General features: G+C 70.1%; 19 protein-coding genes and 1 pseudogene. 12 read left to right on the top strand and 8 right to left on the bottom strand.

Going from position 1 to position 18575, the window contains the following annotated elements; all coding sequences use genetic code 11:
* Nucleotides 1-4 precede the first annotated feature (4 nt).
* The 5 genes from OG559_RS30175 to OG559_RS30155 all read left to right on the top strand — a co-directional run bounded on the left by OG559_RS30175 (nt 5) and on the right by OG559_RS30155 (nt 2827).
* Nucleotides 5-595 (top strand): MauE/DoxX family redox-associated membrane protein, encoded by a 591-nt coding sequence (locus OG559_RS30175; RefSeq protein ID WP_405110264.1) that lies wholly within the window; start codon nt 5-7, stop codon nt 593-595.
* Nucleotides 592-1140 (top strand): hypothetical protein, encoded by a 549-nt coding sequence (locus tag OG559_RS30170; RefSeq protein ID WP_405110261.1) that lies wholly within the window; start codon nt 592-594, stop codon nt 1138-1140. Before OG559_RS30175 ends, OG559_RS30170 begins: the two co-directional genes overlap by 4 nt.
* Nucleotides 1137-2072, top strand: coding sequence for a peptidoglycan-binding protein (locus OG559_RS30165; RefSeq protein ID WP_405110258.1), 936 nt, complete (start codon nt 1137-1139; stop codon nt 2070-2072). The genes OG559_RS30170 and OG559_RS30165 overlap by 4 nt, the downstream gene beginning before the upstream one ends.
* 20 nt (nt 2073-2092) lie before the next feature.
* A complete protein-coding gene (locus OG559_RS30160; protein ID WP_387022996.1) occupies nt 2093-2242 on the top strand; it encodes a hypothetical protein in 150 nt (49 codons plus the stop codon).
* 87 nt (nt 2243-2329) lie between these two features.
* Nucleotides 2330-2827: a hypothetical protein gene (locus OG559_RS30155; RefSeq protein ID WP_405110255.1), complete on the top strand. Its 498-nt coding sequence runs from the start codon at nt 2330-2332 to the stop codon at nt 2825-2827.
* A gap of 516 nt (nt 2828-3343) precedes the next feature.
* Here the strand turns inward: OG559_RS30155 and OG559_RS30150 are convergent.
* The 4 genes from OG559_RS30150 to OG559_RS30135 all read right to left on the bottom strand — a co-directional run bounded on the left by OG559_RS30150 (nt 3344) and on the right by OG559_RS30135 (nt 6945).
* Complete coding sequence (locus tag OG559_RS30150; protein ID WP_405110253.1) at nt 3344-4525, bottom strand: hypothetical protein; 1182 nt, start codon at nt 4523-4525, stop codon at nt 3344-3346.
* Nucleotides 4522-5049: a SigE family RNA polymerase sigma factor gene (locus OG559_RS30145; RefSeq protein WP_405110251.1), complete on the bottom strand. Its 528-nt coding sequence runs from the start codon at nt 5047-5049 to the stop codon at nt 4522-4524. The genes OG559_RS30150 and OG559_RS30145 overlap by 4 nt, the downstream gene beginning before the upstream one ends.
* Before the next feature lie 418 nt (nt 5050-5467).
* Nucleotides 5468-5701 carry a hypothetical protein gene (locus OG559_RS30140; protein ID WP_405110248.1) on the bottom strand — a complete coding sequence of 78 codons (234 nt, stop codon included), beginning with the start codon at nt 5699-5701 and terminating at the stop codon, nt 5468-5470.
* Nucleotides 5702-6036: 335 nt separating this feature from the next.
* Nucleotides 6037-6945 (bottom strand): hypothetical protein, encoded by a 909-nt coding sequence (locus tag OG559_RS30135; RefSeq protein WP_405110245.1) that lies wholly within the window; start codon nt 6943-6945, stop codon nt 6037-6039.
* A 224-nt stretch (nt 6946-7169) separates the two neighbouring features.
* Between OG559_RS30135 and OG559_RS30130 the strand changes: the two are divergent.
* From OG559_RS30130 to OG559_RS30115, 4 genes and pseudogenes are all read left to right on the top strand, one after another.
* Nucleotides 7170-7307, top strand: a pseudogene (locus OG559_RS30130) (hypothetical protein); the annotation flags it as partial.
* 38 nt (nt 7308-7345) lie between these two features.
* Nucleotides 7346-7546 carry a hypothetical protein gene (locus OG559_RS30125; protein ID WP_405117129.1) on the top strand — a complete coding sequence of 67 codons (201 nt, stop codon included), beginning with the start codon at nt 7346-7348 and terminating at the stop codon, nt 7544-7546.
* Nucleotides 7547-7563: 17 nt separating this feature from the next.
* On the top strand, nt 7564-7734 hold the full coding sequence (locus OG559_RS30120) for a hypothetical protein (RefSeq protein WP_405110242.1): 171 nt from the start codon (nt 7564-7566) through the stop codon (nt 7732-7734).
* A 23-nt stretch (nt 7735-7757) separates the two neighbouring features.
* Nucleotides 7758-8489, top strand: coding sequence for a hypothetical protein (locus tag OG559_RS30115; RefSeq protein WP_405110239.1), 732 nt, complete (start codon nt 7758-7760; stop codon nt 8487-8489).
* A gap of 74 nt (nt 8490-8563) precedes the next feature.
* On the opposite strand, the gene OG559_RS30110 is transcribed toward OG559_RS30115, so the two are convergent.
* Nucleotides 8564-8938 carry a winged helix-turn-helix transcriptional regulator gene (locus OG559_RS30110; RefSeq protein ID WP_405110236.1) on the bottom strand — a complete coding sequence of 125 codons (375 nt, stop codon included), beginning with the start codon at nt 8936-8938 and terminating at the stop codon, nt 8564-8566.
* A 162-nt stretch (nt 8939-9100) separates the two neighbouring features.
* Here OG559_RS30110 and OG559_RS30105 point away from each other — a divergent pair, with 162 nt between their 5' ends.
* From OG559_RS30105 to OG559_RS30095, 3 genes are all read left to right on the top strand, one after another.
* Nucleotides 9101-10033 (top strand): zinc-binding alcohol dehydrogenase family protein, encoded by a 933-nt coding sequence (locus OG559_RS30105; RefSeq protein ID WP_405110234.1) that lies wholly within the window; start codon nt 9101-9103, stop codon nt 10031-10033.
* Nucleotides 10034-10295: 262 nt separating this feature from the next.
* Nucleotides 10296-11687, top strand: a complete 1392-nt coding sequence (locus tag OG559_RS30100; RefSeq protein WP_405110231.1) for an MFS transporter — start codon at nt 10296-10298, stop codon at nt 11685-11687.
* Nucleotides 11684-13498, top strand: coding sequence for a glycoside hydrolase family 2 protein (locus OG559_RS30095; RefSeq protein WP_405110228.1), 1815 nt, complete (start codon nt 11684-11686; stop codon nt 13496-13498). The genes OG559_RS30100 and OG559_RS30095 overlap by 4 nt, the downstream gene beginning before the upstream one ends.
* Here the strand turns inward: OG559_RS30095 and OG559_RS30090 are convergent.
* From OG559_RS30090 to OG559_RS30080, 3 genes are all read right to left on the bottom strand, one after another.
* Nucleotides 13483-14463, bottom strand: a complete 981-nt coding sequence (locus OG559_RS30090; protein WP_405110225.1) for a DUF2804 domain-containing protein — start codon at nt 14461-14463, stop codon at nt 13483-13485. The genes OG559_RS30095 and OG559_RS30090 overlap by 16 nt on opposite strands.
* 68 nt (nt 14464-14531) lie before the next feature.
* Nucleotides 14532-15911, bottom strand: a complete 1380-nt coding sequence (locus tag OG559_RS30085) for a sugar porter family MFS transporter (protein ID WP_405110222.1) — start codon at nt 15909-15911, stop codon at nt 14532-14534.
* 275 nt (nt 15912-16186) lie between these two features.
* Nucleotides 16187-18445, bottom strand: a complete 2259-nt coding sequence (locus OG559_RS30080) for a carbohydrate-binding protein (protein WP_405110220.1) — start codon at nt 18443-18445, stop codon at nt 16187-16189.
* Between the last annotated feature and the right edge of the window lie 130 nt (nt 18446-18575).

Below are 18575 nucleotides of genomic sequence, written 5' to 3'. Positions count from 1 at the left end.
CCGGATGTCCGGACTGCTGAGCAGCGTAGCCGCGTACACCGTCCTGTTCACCCTGCTCGTCAGCACCGCCGAGCACCTGTCGCGACCGGCGGCGCTCGCCGAGGCGTTGGCCGCGCACCGGGTGCTACCGGCTCCGGTCGCGGTCGCCGCTCTCGCCATCGCGAGCGAAGGCCTGCTCGCCGGCGCCGGGATCGTGGCGCTGCTCCTCGACAGCGGTGCGGGCCTGCTCATCGCGGTCCTCGTCGGCGGCGCCGCGCTACTCGGCCTGTACGCCGGCTACGGCCTGTACCTGATGTCGACCGGGCGCACCGGGTCGTGCGGGTGCTCCCGGGTGGAACTGCCGATGACCGGTTGGGTGGTGGCCCGAGCGTCCGTCCTCGCCGGGCTGGCACTGGTCGCACTGTTCCTGTCCGGCTCGATCGTGCCGGCGAATCGAATCGACGCCTCACTCGCCGTCGTGCTGCTGGCCTCCGCCACGTTCACCGCGCTGCTGTGGCATCTGCCCGCCGCGATGTACGAGCCGGCCACGGCGCCGACCGAGGGGCCCACGTACGCCCGGTCCATCGGCATGACAAAGGGGGGCCTGCCCGGATGAGCTTTCAGACCAGCGCACTGATCCTGAGCTGGATCGCGATCCTCCTGCTGGCTCTCACGGTCTCGGGCCTGGTACGCCAGGTGCACGCGCTGTCGAGCGGGACAGTCCAGCGTCGTCGTGAGTCGGTCGGCCTGCGGCCGGGTGCAGCGGCCCCCGGATTCGCCCGGTTGGCGCCGGTGGCACCGGAGGTTCCGCTGGTGCTGCTCTTCCTGGAGCCCGACTGCGGGACCTGCACCGAGGTGCTGGCCGAGGCCAACGGCCACGTCGACCGCCCTGGCCTGGAGTTCCGGGTCCTCTACCGGGACGCCCCCTCGGCGCAGGCGGCGGGACTGCCGATCACCGTGCTCGGCGGGCAGGCGGAGCTGTTCGAGCGGTACGACGTCCTCGCCACCCCGTTCGCCACCGTTGTCGACCGGGCCGGGCGGGTGCTCCGCGCCGAGCCGCTCGGCTCCCGTGCGGCACTGCGCCGCCTGCTCGACGAAATCGACAGCCCATCCGGCGGCTCCGGGCCGGCGGTCGCCACGAATCAGGGAGGTCGGGCATGACTGATCTCGATACCGTGCCCTGGCTGCGCGGAACCGACCCGGGGACCGGGCCCGCCGTCCGGCGGGCGCCGGTTCATCCGGGCGGCCGCAAGCGCGCGGGCTGGGAGCTGTCTCGACGCACCCTGCTCCGGGCGGGCACCGCGGTGGGTATGGCCGCGCTTAGCGTGTTTCCGGCAGCCCGCCGCGCGTACGCCGACGGTTACACGATCTATGCCGGGTGCCCGACGTACGCCAGCAATCACAACTGCTCGCCGGGGTGTGGCCCGAGCACGATCTTCGCCGACTCCTGCATCACCAGTGGAACGAACACCGGATTCCACAAGAACGACGGCGTCACCTGGACCCTGCGACCGAACCAGTGCTACGGCGGGACGTACGACGGCTGGTTGTGGCTCTACCAGGGGGCGTGCGGCGCCTGTGCCTGCTCGGTCGAACGCCGATGCCACGACGGATACAAGAAGACCAGCTCGGGCTGGGTGAAGTCGATCTGCCGCTGGAACACCAAGTGCGGGTGCCTGGGCACGGTCAGCTGGCCCACCACCCAGCGGACCAACACCGGGGTGAATGTCTACACCGTGCAGCACCTGCTGACCGCTCGGGGCCACGCGACCGAGATCGACGGGATCTTCGGTGGCGACACCGAGGCGAAGGTGAAGAGCTTCCAGGCAGCGGCCGGCATCGGAGCCACCGGTGTGGTCAACGCGACCACCTGGCCGGCGCTCGTGACCACGGTCCGCTCCGGGGGCAGCGGCGACGCCGTCCGCGCCGCGCAGCGCCAGCTGAACAGGCGCGGTTATGTGCTGGTGGTCGACGGGGTCTTCGGCCCGGGGACCGACAGCGCGACGCGCGACTTCCAGCGGCAGAACGGGCTGACGGTCGACGGTGTGATCGGGGTCAACTCCTGGCGGACTCTGACCGGTGCCGCTGTATGACCCGAACGCTGCCAAACCCTGTGCGGGCAGTACGCCGCTGGGGCGGTGATCCTCTCGCACCCTTCCTGCTGCTCGCCGTCGGTGCGCTCGCCGCCGCCGCGTACGGGAACGTGCTCACCTGGGCGATGGTCGGAGGGCTCGCCGGTTACACGCTGTCCGGCTCGGTTTGAACGCACAACAGCGCTCACGCGCTGGCCTCGCCCGGGTGGCGAGATCGAGATCGGCAAGGCGTAGTCCTCGCGCTGTTCGTCACCGGGTTGATCGTCGGTGGCTCGCTCAGCGGGTTGGTGTTGGGGTTGCTCTCCGGGCTGTCGGCGCCCCTGCCCGACCCGTGGCGGTACGCGGGCATCGTGGCGGTCGCGGTGCTGGGGCTGCTCCGCGAGCTGGGCCTGGTACCGATCCGGCTACCGCAGAATGCCCGGCAGGTGCCGCAGGACGTGCTTCAGCGCAGCCTGCGGCGCGGGGCGCTGCAGTTCGGCTTCGAACTCGGCACCGGGGTCCGCACCTACGTCTCGGCGAGTGCTCCGTACGTGTTGGCCGCCGCCCTTCTCCTCGGCGGTCAGCGCCTGCACGTCGCGCTGCTCGCCGGGGTCGGATTCGGTGTCGGGCGCGCGTTGACCCCGCTGACCCGCCGTGCCGCTGGCACCGGCGACAGGTGGGACGCCGACCTCCGGGCACGGATTCGGACGATCACCGTCGGGGCGGGCTTCGTGCTCGTGGCCGCCTTCAGCCTGCTGGCCGTGCGGCAGATCTGAGGGCGGCGCGAGGTCCCGTCCCTCGGCCGCCTCGCTGAGCCGAACTGTTCGCGGGTCTGTCGAAGCATGTCGACTTGAAGCTCGTGAGCCGGCTGGAGTTCGCCTCGGGGGCGGTGGTGATGCGGTACGAGCCGATCAGGTAGCCATCGGAATCGTTAGCCCGAGCCGGCCGCATTGTGGAACCCAGGTTCGCGGCTCTCAAACGGTCAGCGTTGCGTGAGTTGGCAGTGGATGCGGGAGATCATGCCGTCCAGTCCAGCGACTGAGCTGGCTGCATTCGCGATGGCCTCGTTCACGTCGGCTGTGGCGCGGTCGTCGGTGACGCGGATGGACAGGCGTTTCTGTCGACCGGAAACACGTAGGTGCGGCGACGCCGACATCATTGGCCCCTGTCGGGTCGGCCCACCCTCCGTTGGCCCTATGGAGCTGCCCCGTTTGTGCTATCGATGGAGCGGGAGCGGGGGCGGTAGCCCGCCGGCGTCAGCCGCCGGGCCAGCATCGTGCTCGTCGGTCGGTTCAGCCCTTCAGGGGGCTGGACCAGTCCGCCGGCTTGTCGACCAGCTTCAGGCCCTGGTACGTGGTCAGCACGCCGTTCGGGCCGAGCTGTCCGGGCAGTGAGTCGGCGGCGATCACGTCGACCAGCACGCCTCCGCTCCTGCCGACCAGAACCGTCGTGGCGGGTCCGTCAAGGGGAAACCTGTACGCCGGCTGACCGTCGATGGTCGTGTTCGGTGCCGGGGCGAGCTTTTCCTTCTCGGTTTTGTCCTCTTCCTTCTTGTACGGAGAGACGCTGACGTCCAGCGTGTGCGTGAAGGGCTGCGCCGGGTCGATCGCCGTGCTCAGCGTGATGGAGGCGTACCAGGAGTGAGGAGTCCGTACGGAGTCGGAGATGTTGACGGTGACTGGCTTGAGACCGGTCGGCAACGAGGCTCTCTGGACGGGTAGTGGAATCTTCTCGCTGCTGTTCAGCCCGATCGAGCTTGCGATCTTGTGTGCGGCGGCCTTGACGTCCAGGCTCGCGTCGTTGCCCATGAAGCGGAGCTGGGCCCAGCCTTCGGGGGCGTACCGCCAGCGGAGAATCGTCTCCATCCCCTCGGCCCCGCTGTAGGTGATCCACGAGGCGGCGTTGTCGTTCACCGACTTGGCGGCGGTAGCGTCGAGTTCGGTGCCGCGACTACGGTCGTCACGCTGGGGCGCATCCGGGGTCACCCCCCGGGGGTAGAGGGTCACCGAGACGCGGCCCTTGTCGGAGTTGGCATCCCGATCCTGCTTCGCCGACAGGTAGGCGACCGAGCCGGTCGAGCCAGGAACGAAGCCCGCCTGGTATTGCCGGTGGTCGTAGCCGTTGGGCAACCACCCGAACCTGAGGTACAACCCCATCGGGTCGATTGCGGCCGGGGCCTCGGGCAGGGTGGCCAACCCGGCCGACTCCGCAGCCAGCACCGTGTAGCTACCCACCGCGAGCATGTTCGCGTCACCGCTCTTGACGGGATCGTTCCCAAGCTGACCGGGTATGACGGCCACGCCGACGGCGAGCGCGGCAACCAGTACGGCGGCACCGGCGGTAGGGCCGTACCAGCGCTGGCGGCGGCCGGTGCGCATCGCCCGGTTCACGTCCAGGAACTTCGAGCGGGGTGCCTCGATCCCCTCCATGTTGACGCGCATGAGACGTGCGATGTCGTTGTCCTCATCGATCATTGCTGGCTCCTCGGCACGCTGACGGGGGACGGAAGCAGGTGGCGCATCTTCTCGAGACCCTTGAGGGCCTGGCTCTTGACCGTGCCGGGCGAGCAGTTCAACGTCCTCGCCGTTTCCTCGACCGACAGGTCGTGGAGGTAGCGCAGCACCAGGACGGCACGTTGCCGGGGTGCCACCTGCCGTAGCGCTGTCACCAGGTCCAGCCGGTCGGTGGGGTCTGCCCCGGTGGTCGTGGCCCGTTCCGGCAGTTCGGTGCCGAGTCGGACCCGGGCCCAGCTGAGCCGTTGCCCGTCGATGAATCGCCGCAACAGCATGGTGCGGACGAGTGCGTCGAGGCTGTCCGCCTTCCGCGCCCTGCTCCAATTGCGGTAGAGCTCGGTCAGCACCTGCTGCAGGACGTCGTCCCCCCGGTCCCAGTCACCGGCCATCAGGTACGCCACCCGACGCCAACGGTCCATCGTGGTGCGGACGTACACGGTGTACTCCTCGTCGGCCGCTGCCTTGTCACTCTTTCGGAACAGCACCCGCAGGTCATCCCTTCAGTCGGTACGCGTGGACGCTCGTCGGCCGCTCGCCGATGTGTCGTCGTAGCCCATCTCCGGGCTCCACCAGGTAGCTGCCGGCCATTGCCAGGGACAGGGCCAGGACGGGAACCGACCAGCGCCGAACTGTCCGTTTCCATCTCGTCATTCGTCTCTCCCTACCGAACCGATGGGGTGTTCGAGAGGGAGTCGATGTCGGGACCGGGTCGCGTTGCCCGGCGCGTCGATGATCTTTCACCGGACCGGACCGCGCGATTGGTTCGGCGAACCGCCGACCGCCAGGACCTAACCGATCCTGCGGTGTCCCAGGTGGGCGCGCAGGCCGAGGTCAGCGCCGTGGACGTCGTCCCCGGTCACCCACCCGACCGGGTACGCCGGCGTCCAGTGCGGCGGTGATCATCTACCGGGCCAGGGCCGGGCTTCCAGTACCCCGGTGGGGTGGCCGAGCCGCCCACACCGCCGTACGCGGCAGCCGCTGCATCGCCTGCGGATCGGCGTGACCAGCCTGCTCGGCCAGGGACCAGCAGGTCTTGCGTTCCAGACCGGAGAGCAGCCCTTCCACCGGGTAATGCCACCTCGCCCCTTTGCTCTGCTGCCGCCACCGCAACACCAGCATCTGCCTGCCGTGCAGCACCAGCGCCAGCGTCGCGCAGCCGCTTCGCGTCGGGTGCCGACACGAGGGGTCGGCGGAACCGTGACGATCCGTGAGCGTTGCGCCGGGGGCGGCAGAGCAAAGGGGGCGCTGCGGGGTTGCCCGCGGGTCGGCGACGACGAGAGCGTCGGCGTTCCCGCCCCGCCCCCTGGGATGGGGCGGACTTCATGATCGTCTGCTGATTCTGGAGAACTCGCCCGGCGTGTTGTCTCACACATCAGCAGACGATCACGCCACGACAAGCTGCCCTGCACCCGACGCCACCCGCACATCGTCGCCACCGAAGGGCGGCTGCGTCGATGACTTCGACACCGGCCCTAGCGCGCTGCGCCGCCCGGTCGACCTGGACCGGTCCCGGAGCGCCGGTGACCGACGCGGGGGGCCTGAATCACCGGGGAGGTGCCGGCCGTCGGGCGGGAATCCCGCGCCGCGTCGGCCACCATCTCGTCGGGATCGCGGCCGAGGGCCTGCCGGATGTGCGGCGGGATGAACTCGGATGTTGCCATCGCCAGTCGGACCTGCACCGAACGGTCGTTGACCAGGTGTTCCAGATCCGCCTCGGCCAGTTCGACCGAGCGGACCAGCGCGACGCGGACGTCGACCACGGAATCCTGGGCGAGCGCGCTGCGCTGCTCGGCGGTGGTCCGCGGATTGCGGGCGACCCCCTTGCGCACCCGCGCGGTGCGGTCGGCCATCAGGGCGGTGATCACGTCGGGGTCGTGGGTGTGGGTGGCGAGTCGTTCCCGTACCTCGGGTGAGACGTCGTCGATCAGCTTGGCGGCCAGCTCAGGCTCCAACTCCCGCATCTCCGCGAGGAGACCACGAAGCTCCTTGTCGGATGTCTCCGACATCACCCGGCGAATCGACTCGTCGCAAGCCGGGTTGCCGGCGACCGCCCAACGGACCCATCGGTCGTCGTCCTTGACGAGACGCAGGAGATTGCCGACCGAGGCTGAAGGGTTTCTCGCGACGGCCTCCCGGACCTGACGATCGTAGTCCCGGGTCAGCGGTCGCAGTGCCTGCGCGGGTGCGTCGGCCCGGGCCGCCACGGCCTTACGGACCACGGCCGACGGGTCGGACGCCAACTCGAAGAGGGCCATCTGTGGTGTTGCGGGGTCCTGCGCGAGGGCGAGCCGCGCGTCGACGCTGTCACCGGTCGCACGGTGGGCGGTGGTATCTGACCCGCTGTGACCGTCGGGCCCGCCGACGTCCTGCTGCTTCCCCATGGGCGCAATCATGTCACGTGCCCACCGGGCAGCTGCCACGGCCGGCAGTAACCGTCAGTAGCGCTCGGCGACGTAGGCGTGGTCGAACAGGTCGCCGCAGGATGGAAGATGGCACCTTCGCGGCACCGCGCGAATGGAGATTCGGACCAAGGGGTCGCCGTTTCGCGTGTGTGGCCAGCCGTCGTGTTTGACCTCGCCCCAGGGGCAGGGGACAGACTCCCGAATTGCCACGGTGGTTGACGAGCGGTGAGTTCCTGATTCAGTCACGACTGAGTCCGAAGGCGTTGCGCCTCTACGACGGACGGAAACTCCTGACCCCGGCGCACATCGACCCCCACACCGGTTACCGGTACTACGGTCCCGACGAGCTCGACGTATCACTCTGCTCCGCGCTATCGGCATGCCTCTGGCGGACATCGCCGACGTGCTCAGCGTCTCCGGCCCGCAATCGGTCAGCCGGGTGGAGTCGTACTGGCGTGACGCCGAGACCCGACACTCCGCCCGCCGGCCGCTGGTGAGCCACCTGTTGGAACTCCTCAACGATCAAGGAACTCCCATGGCCTACAAGGTGCATCATCGCGACGTACCTGCCCAAAGGTGATCTTCATCCAGCGACACGTGACCACCGATCGGCTTCCCGACTTCCTGCCCGAGGTCACGCAGTTGCTGTTCGACCACCTCACCGCTGCCCGCGGCGTGCTGTCCGGCCCGGTGTTCGTCGCCCGTTGCGGCTCCAGGACGAACGGCGAGCCACGTAGGCCCCTGCGGCTGTACGACTTCTGCGCGTGAGCCGGCACCGGGCTAGCCTCCTGATGGAGATCACTAAGGAGTTGGCCATGCTGAACCTGTTGATCCGCCCCACGTCTGTCCTTCGCGCCGCTGCCTCGGCGGTGCTTGCCGCCGGTGTCGCCGCATCCATGCAGGCCTGCGCCACGCCGGCCCCCGAGGCCGGGAGTTCCGCCGCCTCGCCGACGACATCGGCACCCACCACCGACAGCGGTGCGACCGGGAACGTGCCCTCGCCCACCGGCGGCTCAGGTTCGGAAGGCGGGTCGCAGGCGGGCAGCGCCGACCCGATCCTGCGGGGTGAGCGGCAGGTCGTGTTGCGGCCGGTCGGGTCGTTCGAGTCGATCCTGGCGGTCGACGCCAAGGGCCGGCTGAACCTGACCGACGGCGACACGGACAAGAGTCTGTTCGTGTTGCTGCCCGCCGGCGGGAACAAGTACCAGATCAGGACCGCGAAGGCATACAACGGCGGTGAGCCCGACTGCATGGGCCTGCGCGACAACGGCAGCGCCCCGGCGACGGTCGTGGCGGCCGCCTGCGACTCCAGCCGGGCCGGTCAGCTGTTCGCCATCAAGAAGACGCAGGAGAAGAGTCAGGGCCGCCCGACGTACACCATCGGCGGCGAGGGCAAGGTCTACCTGCGCGCGGTGGACGGGCAGGGCCTGACCGCCCAACGGGTGGGCGAGGGCGATGCGGGCGAGGGCCTGACCTTCGACTTTGTCGACAACGGGGTCGCCCCCGCAGGCCCGGGCGAGTGAGCCCTTGATCGGTCGTACGGCCCGGACGGCCGTCGGCAGCGGATCCCGGGGTTCGGTGGGTGGGCGTCGACGTATCAGGCGGGTCGAGCTGTGTGGTCGTAGGCGTCGCGGGCCGCCAGGAGGGTGCCCATGTGCTCGTGTGCCCAGTGTCGGCAGGCTGCGATGAGGTCGAGCAGGGTGCGTCCCAGTGGCGTCAGTTCGTATTCCACTCGTGGCGGTACCTCGGCGTAGACGGTGCGGGTGATCATGCCGTCGCGTTCGAGTGCGCGCAGGGTCTGGGTGAGCACCTTGGGGGTGACGCCGTGGATGGGGACGCGAAGCTCGGAGAACCGGCGTGGGCCTTGTTCAAGGCAGACGATGATCAAGGCCGACCATTTGTCGCCGATGCGGATCGGCATGACGCTGCTGGGGCACGCGGGGTGGAACATGTCGGGGTCAAGCGGGTCCATCAGTACCCTCACGGTAGTTAGATACCTTTGAAGTAACCAATATCTCATGGATACCTTCGCAATCGGCGACCCACGCTTCGGGCCGCTGGCTTCTTACGATCGCCGAGAGCGAGGGCAGAGAGAATGCGTGCTGTTCGGTTCCATGAGTACGGTCCGCCTGACGTGTTACGTGTCGACGAGGTGCCCGATGCACGACCGGGTCCCGGGCAGATGCTGGTCCGGGTCACGGCCGCAGGCATCGGGTTTGCCGACGTGCAGATCAGGGCCGGCCTGATGCGCTCAGTAATGCCGGATCTTCCGCTGCCGTTCGCGCCGGGATTCGAGATCGCGGGCACCGTCGTCGCGGTCGGAGCCGGGGTGGATGCCAAGGCGGTCGGCGGGCAGGTGGTCGGCGCGACGTCCGGCGGCGGCTACGCGGAGCTGGCGATCCTGCCAGCGGCGTCGGCGGTGCCTCTGCCCGAGGGGCTCGATGACCGGACGGCGGTGGCGTTGCTGGGCCAAGGGGCGACTGCGGTCGGCGTGGCCGAGGCTGCTGGTCTTACGTCGACAGACACGGTCCTGGTCGAAGCAGCCGCCGGAGGCGTGGGCAGCCTTCTGGTGCAGTTGGCCAAACGCGCCGGCGCCACGGTGATCGCCGCTGCCCGAGGTGAGACGAAACTCGCGGTGGCCAAGCAACTCGGCGCCGACATCGTGGTCGACTACAGCGCACCCGACTGGCCCCAACTCGTCCGAGACGCGGTGGGCGGCAGCGTTTCGGTGGTCCTGGAGAGCACCGGCGGTGCTGTGTCCGAGGCCGCCTTCGACCTGCTGACACCCACGATCGGCCGAATGGTGGTCTACGGAACGACCAGCGGGCAGCCGCCGCGCTTCGACCCGCTCGCCGTCTACCAGCGGGCCGTGTCGGTCACCGGCTTCGCGTCCGTGGCCCTCCCCGCGCACCAGCTGGCCCGGCTGCGCGACCATGCGTTCGCGCTGGCTGACTCTGGTGAACTACGGCCCATCATCGGCACGGTCATGCCGCTGGCTCAAGCCGCCGCAGCTCACCAGGCGTTCGAAGAACGGGCGACGGTCGGCAAGACCATCCTCACGCCCTGATCGCCCTGCACGACAGGGCCGGCCAGGGGCTCGCAGGGAACAGGTCGTGAAGACCGCAATCATCACCGGCCCAGCCGGCGCCGCGTACGAATAGACGCGGCGCCGGTCTGTTCCCCTGCCGGGAGGGGGGCTGTTTTCCCCGCACCAGTTCACGGCCCGCACCTCATCCGGGATGGCCGACCGGGCCGGGGCGACCGACCATCGGGCACCGGTCCGGAGCTCATCGTGACCGGGGAGGACCCCGTTCCCGCAGGCGGCGAACGTGGTTCATCATGTGCTGACCATCGAGGAGGTCGCCATGTCCGTCCCGCATCCGGTGCCGCCGCGCGTCGACGACCGTGGCGCCGCTGACGCGCCCACCGGCGATCCCGCGCGGCTGCGCTCGCGTACCTGGGTCGCGGTGGTGCTGCTCGGCCTGGTGGGCCAGATGGCCTGGACGGTCGAGAACATCTATCTGAACCTCTTCGTCTACGACACGGTCACCGCCGACCCGACCGTGATCGCCACGATGGTCGCCGCCAGCGCCGCCACCGCGACGCTCGCCACGCTGCTGCTGGGCGCGCTGTCCGACCGCCTCGGGCGGCGCCGGGCGTTCGTCGCGGGCGGCTACCTGCTCTGGGGCGTCTGCACCGCCGCGTTCGGCTTCCTCACCGTGGGCGCGACGGGCGACATCGCGCCGGTGGCGAACGTCGTCCTGCTCACCGTGCTCGCGGTGATCGCGCTGGACTGCCTGATGTCGTTCCTCGGCTCGGGCGCCAACGACGCGGCGTTCCAGGCGTGGGTCACCGACGTCACCCGGCCGGCCAACCGTGGCCGGGTCGAGGCGGTGCTGGCGATCATGCCGCTGCTCGCCATGTTGGTGATCTTCGGCGGCTTCGACGGGCTGGCCCGCGCCGGTGACTGGCGGACCTTCTTCCTGATCATCGGGGCGGTGATGGCCGGTGCCGGCGTCGCCGCCTGGTTCCTGGTCGAGGACAGCCCCACCCTGGTACGCAACGACGCCGGTTACCTGCGCTCGGTGTTCCACGGCCTGCGGCCGTCCGTGATGCGCGCCAACCCGGGCCTCTACCTGGCCCTGACCGCCTGGTCGGTCTGGGGCATCTCGACGCAGGTCTTCCTGCCGTACCTGGTCATCTACCTGCAGCGCTACCTGAAGGTCGAGGGGTACGCCGTGGTGCTCGCCGCCGTGCTGATGACCGCGTCGGTGGTCAGCGTGCTCGCCGGCCGGGTGATCGACCGGGTCGGCAAGGTCCGGTTCGTGCTGCCGGCCGCGGCCGTCTACGGCACCGGCCTGCTGCTGATGTTCCTGGCCCGGGGCACGCTGCCGGTGATTGGCGCCGGGATCGTGATGATGTCCGGTTTCATGCTGGTGCTGGCGCCGCTGGGCGCGCTGGTGCGGGACCACTCGCCGCCGGAGCGGGCCGGTCACGTGCAGGGGCTGCGGATGGTCTTCGCCATCCTGATCCCGATGCTGATCGGCCCGTACCTGGGGGCAGCGGTGATCAGCAACGCCGACGAGACGTACCAGGACCTGGGGGTGGTCAAACAGGTGCCGACGCCGGGCATCTTCCTGATGGCGCTGGCCGTGCTGACGCTCATCGTCGTGCCGGTGCTGGCGCTGCGCCGCCACCGGGCCGGGAGGGAGGACGCGTGACGCTGACGACCGAGTGGGGCGAGGCCCTCGACCCCGAGCAGGTGCTGCCCGAGTACCCGCGCCCGCAGCTGGTCCGGGACAGCTACCTCAACCTCAACGGCCGGTGGGCGTACGCGATCACCGACGACGACCGGGAGCCGGCGCGCTACGACGGTGAGATCCTGGTGCCCTTCTCCCCGGAGGCGCCGCTGTCCGGGGTGGGGCGGCAACTGCTGCCCGGCCAGACCCTCTGGTACCGCCGCACGTTGCAGCTGCCCGACGGCTTCCACCGGCCCGGCCACCGGGTGCTGCTGCACTTCGGCGCGGTGGATCAGACCTGCTCGGTCCTGCTCAACGGGGTGCCCGTCGGCGGGCGCACCGGCGGCTACCTGCCGGTGCGCTGCGACGTCACCGACGCGCTGCGCGACGGCGAGAACGTGCTGGTCGTCGCGGTGCGCGACGACAGCGACACGAGCTACCACGCGCGCGGCAAGCAGAAGCTGCGCCGCGGCGGCATCTGGTACACCGCGCAGTCCGGGATCTGGCAGACCGTCTGGGCCGAGTGCGTCCCCGAGGCCCACGTCGAGCGGCTCACCCTCACGCCCCACCTGGCGCAGGGCTGTGTCGAGGTGACCGTGCACGCGAGCGCGGCCGTGGGCGACGTGGAGATCCGGATCCTGGCCGGCGGCGTCGTGGTCGCCGAGGCGAGCGCCGCCGCCGGGACCGCCGTGCGCCTGCCGCTGCCCGAGGTGCGCTCCTGGACCCCCGAGGACCCGTTCCTGTACGACGTGACCGTCGGCTACGGCGACGACCGGGTACGCGGCTACGTGGGCATGCGCTCGTTCGGGGTCGGGCCGGACGCGGACGGGGTGCCCCGGCTGCTGCTCAACGGGGAGCCGTACTTCCACGCCGGGGTGCTGGACCAGGGCTACTGGCCGGACGGCCTCTACACCGCGCCGTCGGATGCGGCGATGGTCGCGGACATCGCCGCGATGAAGCGGCTCGGCTTCACCATGCTGCGTAAACACATCAAGATCGAGCCGCTGCGCTGGTACCACCACTGCGACCGGCTCGGCATCCTGGTCTGGCAGGACATGGTCAACGGCGGCAGCTTGTACCGCCCGCTGGTGGTCACCGCGCCGGTGCTGACGCCGCTGCGGCTGCCCGACCGGGGCGGGTGGCGGCGCTGGTTCGGCCGCGCCGACGCGGCCGGGCGCGACGAGTTCCGCGCCGAGGCGCGCGAGACCGTCGAGCACCTGCGCAACGTGGTGAGCATCGCCGTCTGGGTGCCGTTCAACGAGGGCTGGGGGCAGTTCGACGCCGCCGACGTCGCCCGGGAGGTGGCCGCCCTCGACCCGACCCGGACCGTCGACCACGCCAGCGGCTGGCACGACCAGGGCGGCGGCGACCTGCGCAGCCTGCACGTCTACTTCCGTCGCTTCCGCGCGTCGCGGCCCCGGTCACGCCGCGACGCCACGCCGGGCGGGGGAGCGGTCCGCGTCGGCGCCGCGCCCGGCCGGGACCGGCGGGCCCTGGTGCTCTCCGAGTACGGCGGCTACACCCTGCGCGTCGACGGGCACGCCTTCGGGCCGGCCGAGTTCGGGTACAAGCGCTTCCGCACCGACGCCGAACTGGCCGGGGCGTTCACCCGGCTGCACGACGAGCAGATCGTGCCCGCGATCCCGGCCGGTCTCGCGGCCACCGTCTACACCCAACTGTCCGACGTGGAGGACGAACTGAACGGCCTGTTCAGCTACGACCGGCGGGTGCTCAAGCTGCCCGAGGACGTGGTCCGGCAAATCAACGCCCGGCTACGTCACCAGCGGTTCTGAGCCTCCTCGGCCCAGCCGACCAGGCCGTCCAGGTCGACCCGCTCTTCGTCGTCGGTGGCGGCCCAGCCGGTGAAGTGCCCGAAGCACTGGTGCGTCTCGTTGGCGAGCACACCGAAGTTGGTCCGGGCGATCTTCTCGTGGAAGGGGTGGAACTCCACCGCCACCCGCTCACCGGTGATCCGCCACGGTCGCAGCCAGTCGGCGCGGTCGTACTCCCAGCGCAGCTCGTCGCCGATCTTGTGCAGCCGGCCGTCGACGAAGAGGCCGTTCTCGGTCGAGCCGGTGCCGTCGGTCCACTTACCGCCGAGCTGGATCGCCCGACCCGGGCCGCTGCCGGCGGCCCAGTTCCAGCGGATCGCGTACGGCCACCGGCCGCGGCCGTGGTCGAGGACGGCGAAGGAGTCCGCCTCGGCGATCGGATGATCCACCCCGTTCACCCGCAGGGTGCCGCGAACCGGGCGGCCGACGTCCTTGACGGTGTACTGGAACCGGCGGGTGCTCCAGGGCACCACCACGCCGAGCGACTCGTGACCCGCCGGCAGCGGCACCACGAGATCGACCTCCAGACCGGGGGCGGTGGCGCGGATCGTGGTCCCCGAGGGCACCTGGTCGATGTCGATCGAGAGCCCACCACCGTGGGCGCGTACGGTGCCTGCCCCGCTGACCGGCGGGAAGACCGTGCCCCGGGCGAAGGGGACCACCGCACCCCTGTCGATCTCGACCTTCGTCGTACGGTCGAGCACGTAGAGGCCGTGCACGCCCGCGTAGTCCAGCGACGAGGCGACCAGGCCGATGATGTGGGTCGGGGTGACGATGCCCCAGTACTCCCAGCGCTTGTTGCGCCCCCAGCCGCGCAGGTTCGCCCGGTGCACCGGGCGGCGGCTCCAGCCGACCGCGGCGGGCTGGAGCCGTCCGCCCGGAAGGCACAGGTCGGTCGGCTCGGTGATCTCGTTCTCGTGCGTCACGACGGCGAGGGTATCCGGTCGGCGGGACCGCGTCGGCGACGACGTGGCAGGTCCCGCCGTCCACCGGCTCACACCCGCCGCGCCGACCGGTGCGGTCGTGCGGGGCGGTCGGTCTGCCACATGTCCTGGATCTGTTCGAGCGTCTTGCCCTTCGTCTCTGGCAGGTACCGCCAGATGAACAGGAAGCCGAGGACGCAGAGCCCGGCGAAGAGCGCGAAGACGCCGGCTCTGCCGAGCGTCCCGAGCAGGCTCAGGAAGAACTGCGTGATCAGGTACTCGGTGCCCCAGTGGGTCGCGGTGGCGATGGCCACGCACCGACCGCGGATCGGCCCGGGAAAGATCTCGTTGATGACGGTCCACGCGGTCGGGCCGATCGACATGGCGTAGAAGGCGACGAAGAGGACCACGCCGACCAGGAGGAAGATCCTCGCGTCGGAGGGGCCGGCCCTCCCTTCCCCCTGCGTCCCCGATCCCAGCTTCAGGAAGCTGAGGCTCACCACGACGAGCGCGGCGGTCATGCCCAACAGTCCCACCAGCAACAGCGGTCGCCGGCCGACCCGGTCCAGGAAGGCCACCGCGACCAGGGTGAAGGCCGTGTCGACAGCTCCGATCGCCCAGGTGGTGGCGGACAGTTGCGCCTCGGGCGTGCGGAAGCCCGCCGCCGAGAAGATCGAGTCCGCGTAGTAGATGATCCCGTTGATGCCGGTCGTCTGCTGGAACAGCGCCAGTCCGACCCCCAGCGCGAGGGGGCGCCGCCACCTCGGAGAGAGGAGTTCCCGCCAGCCCGCCTTCCTGCCGTGCAGGCTCTTCTGGATGTCCTGCAGCCTGGTCTGCACCTTCGCCTGCGGCACCGTCCGGCTCAGCGACTGTTCGGCGCGGTGTCGATCGCCCCGTTTGAGGTACCACACGGCGGAATCCGGTATCACGACGGTGATCAGCGTGAGGGCCACCCCCAGCAGGGCGGCAGTGCCCAGCAGGTAGCGCCACGACCCGGCCCGGGTGAAGGTCTCGTCGGCGAGATAGCCGATGAAGATCGCGAATGTGATGGAGAGCTGGTAGACCGCCAGCAGGGCACCGCGGATGCGCTCCGGCGCGGCCTCGGCGGCGAGCATCGGGCCCGCGACCGATGCCACCCCGATGCCCAGCCCGAGGACCAGCCGGGCGCCGACCAGCACGCCGATCGTGGGCGCCGCCGACTGGACGATCGCGCCTGCGACGAAGGTGCCGGCGGCGACCCACAGCGCCCCCCGCCGCCCTGTCCGGTCCGCGAGGTGTCCGCCGGCCAGGGCCCCCACCAGCGCGCCGAGGGTCACCCAGCTCGCCGCCGCCTCCACCGCGAAGGTGTCCACGTCGAACGTTTGGCGGATCTCCCTGAGCGCGCCGCTGATGACCCCCTGGTCGTAGCCGAAGAGCGCGCCGGAGAGGACGACGATCGAAAATACCGCCACCAGGTAGCGCCTGGGTGGCCTCCCTCGACCGGCAGCGCTTCTGTCCGCCGTCACAGTCACCTCTCCCGCAACCGCCGCGCCGCCGGGATATCCCCTTAACGCATCATTTGCGGAAAATCATAGGCAAATATGGGCGGAGGGGTCTTCGGATCGCGCATTCTCCATGGTGACGTGGTGTGACGCGGTTGCTGGCGCGAGGCCCGGCGTCCGCACGGTCGGGCTGCGCCGGCAACAGCGGCGCCGGCACAGCCCCACCGTGGTCGGTCAGCTCCAACTCACGATTCGCGAGACAGAACCTGGGGCGCGAGCCGGAGGTAGTCGAGGTTGAATCCCCAGGTCTCGCAGTACAGCGTGACGACCTGGTCGCCCGCCGGCAGCTCGACGGTCGCGTGCGCCGACCGGTAGGCGGCCCAGCCGCCCGTGTCCGGCACCGAGACCGTGGCCAGGACATTGCCCGCGGCATCGCGCAGCGACAGCGCGTCCGTGATGCCGGCACCCGTGCCGGTGGCGACCCTGACCTCCAGGTCGTACGTGCCGGCCTGGGCGACGTCGATGCGGTACTTCAGCCACTTGCCCCCCTCGGTCCAGCCGACGTTCCTGCCGCCGCTGGCCGCGGGGTTGTTCTCGATGAAGTTGCTGCCCCCCTCGGTCCACCCGTGTTGCTCGACGTACGCCTCGGCCTCGATCCGCTCGCCGATCGGTGCGCCGTGCGGCCGCACGTTCACGCGAACAGTCACCGTGTCGTTCGCCATGCCGTCGGTGACGGTGAACGTCAGGTTCTGTTCGCCGGCGACGGTCGGGTGGAGTGTCACCACGCCGGTGGCGGCGTCGATGCGGACGCCGTCCGGCAGGTCGGGCGCGTAGTAGGCGAGCCGGTCGTGGTCGCGGTCGAACGCGGTCAGCGGCACCTGAACCGTGCTGTACTGGTCGGCGACCACGTCGGCGACGTCACGCAGGATCGGGGCGTGGTTGCCGTGGGCCGACGGCAGCTCAGCCTTCCACCGGTAGGTGGCGAACGAACGCGCCGGCACCGTGACGACGAAGGACCTGTCGGCGAGCACGACGCGCGTCGTGGCGGGAGCGCCGTTGCTGTTTCCGAGGACGGCGACGAAATTGTCCTTGTCCCGGTAGACGACGTTGCTGACGCCGCCGCTGGTGGCGCTTGATTCCACCCGCACGTGCGCACGGTTCAGGTACTTCGAGAACTGCCCGAGCTGGTAGAGCTCGTCCCGGACGGTGAAGTCCTGGGTCGAGGTGTTCACCTTGACCAGGCGGTTCGGCCACTTCGTCGTCCGGCCGACCTCCGCCCAGTCGATGTTGTTGTCGCGCGAGGGCGTCCAGTGCAACGTCCCACCGTCCTGGTCCGTGGTCTGCGCCCACATGACGTACGAACTCGCGTCGAGCCGGAAGTAGCTCAGCACCGTGGCCGGGGACAGGTCACTCGTCTCGGTCAGGTGCACCGGCTTGCCGGTCTGCTCGTACGCGTCGCGCATGACCCGCGGGTCGCCCCAGTAGGGGTGGAAGGCGATGCCGTCGGTCGCGCGGCTGACCTGCTTACCGGTCACGGAGCCGTCCGGCGCGTCGTCGAGGATGCGGTGGTAGTTCTTCGTCGCGGCGCTGTTCGGGTCGCGCCAGTCCCAGAAGTTGAAGTCGTGCACGTAGAGCTGGGTGCGCAGCCGGGCGGCGGCGAGTTCGCGCTCGATCGCGAGCGCCAGCTTCTGCTGCTGCGCCACGCTGATGTCCATGGCCGGGTAGACCACGTCCATGCCGGGCTCGTTCAGCAGCGTCAGCGCGTCGACGTGAATGCCCCGCTTCGCGTACGCCTGGACGAACTTCACGTAGTAGCGGGCGAACACGTCGATGCAGTCATCGCGCAGCTTGCCGACCTGGTAGTAGTTGGTCGTGCTGCCAGGCTGGAGCGCGACCTCGCCGGTGAACCGGTTGTTCGTCTTCATCCACGCCGGGGCGCTCCAGGCCGAGGCGAAGAATGTGGCGCGCGGGTTGTGACGCTGGATCAGTTTGACGGTGTCGATGATGTGCAGGTCGATGTCGCGCTGGATGGAGAAGTGCTTGAGGCCGAAGTCCTCGGTGACCCCGGGGGGAAGGTCGTCCGCCGACCAGAACGGCAGATGCTCGATCAGGTCGGGGCTGCCGATCGTCAGGCGGAACCGGTCGAGGCCCGCGCCGGTCTTCGGGTCGACGAGCAGCCGGATGGCCTCCTCGCGCTTTGCCGGGGTGAGCTTCCACAGGTTGGAGACGCTGGTCTCGTCCAGGGAGAACCCGATGCCCTCGTACCGCTGGCGGGTCCGACCGGGGTCGACCACGACGGTCGCGTCGACGGGCCGGCCGCTGTCGTCGCCGACGCGGACGGTCGGCAGCTGTTGCCATGCGTGTTCGGCGCCTGCGGAGTAGGTGCCGGTCACGAGCGCGCCGTGTCCGGGGCGGCCGGCCGTGCCGGCTTCGGACGGCGTGCTCGTGAGCACGACCAGGGTCGTCGATGCGGCGACCAGCGCCGTCATGGTGGAACGCCTCATGGCGCCTCCTCGATATCGGGGACTGTCCTCGTGGCCGGCGCCATTCGACGGACTGTGGGGATCGATGCGGGTCCTGTCATGACCCGAGTGCGGTCCGCCGTGGGCTGACCGGGACAGGGCAGCCCACGGC

It is taken from the genome of Micromonospora sp. NBC_01405, from assembly GCF_045040155.1.
Lineage (GTDB): Bacteria > Actinomycetota > Actinomycetes > Mycobacteriales > Micromonosporaceae > Micromonospora.
This window is presented reverse-complemented; position numbering and strand designations above follow the sequence as displayed.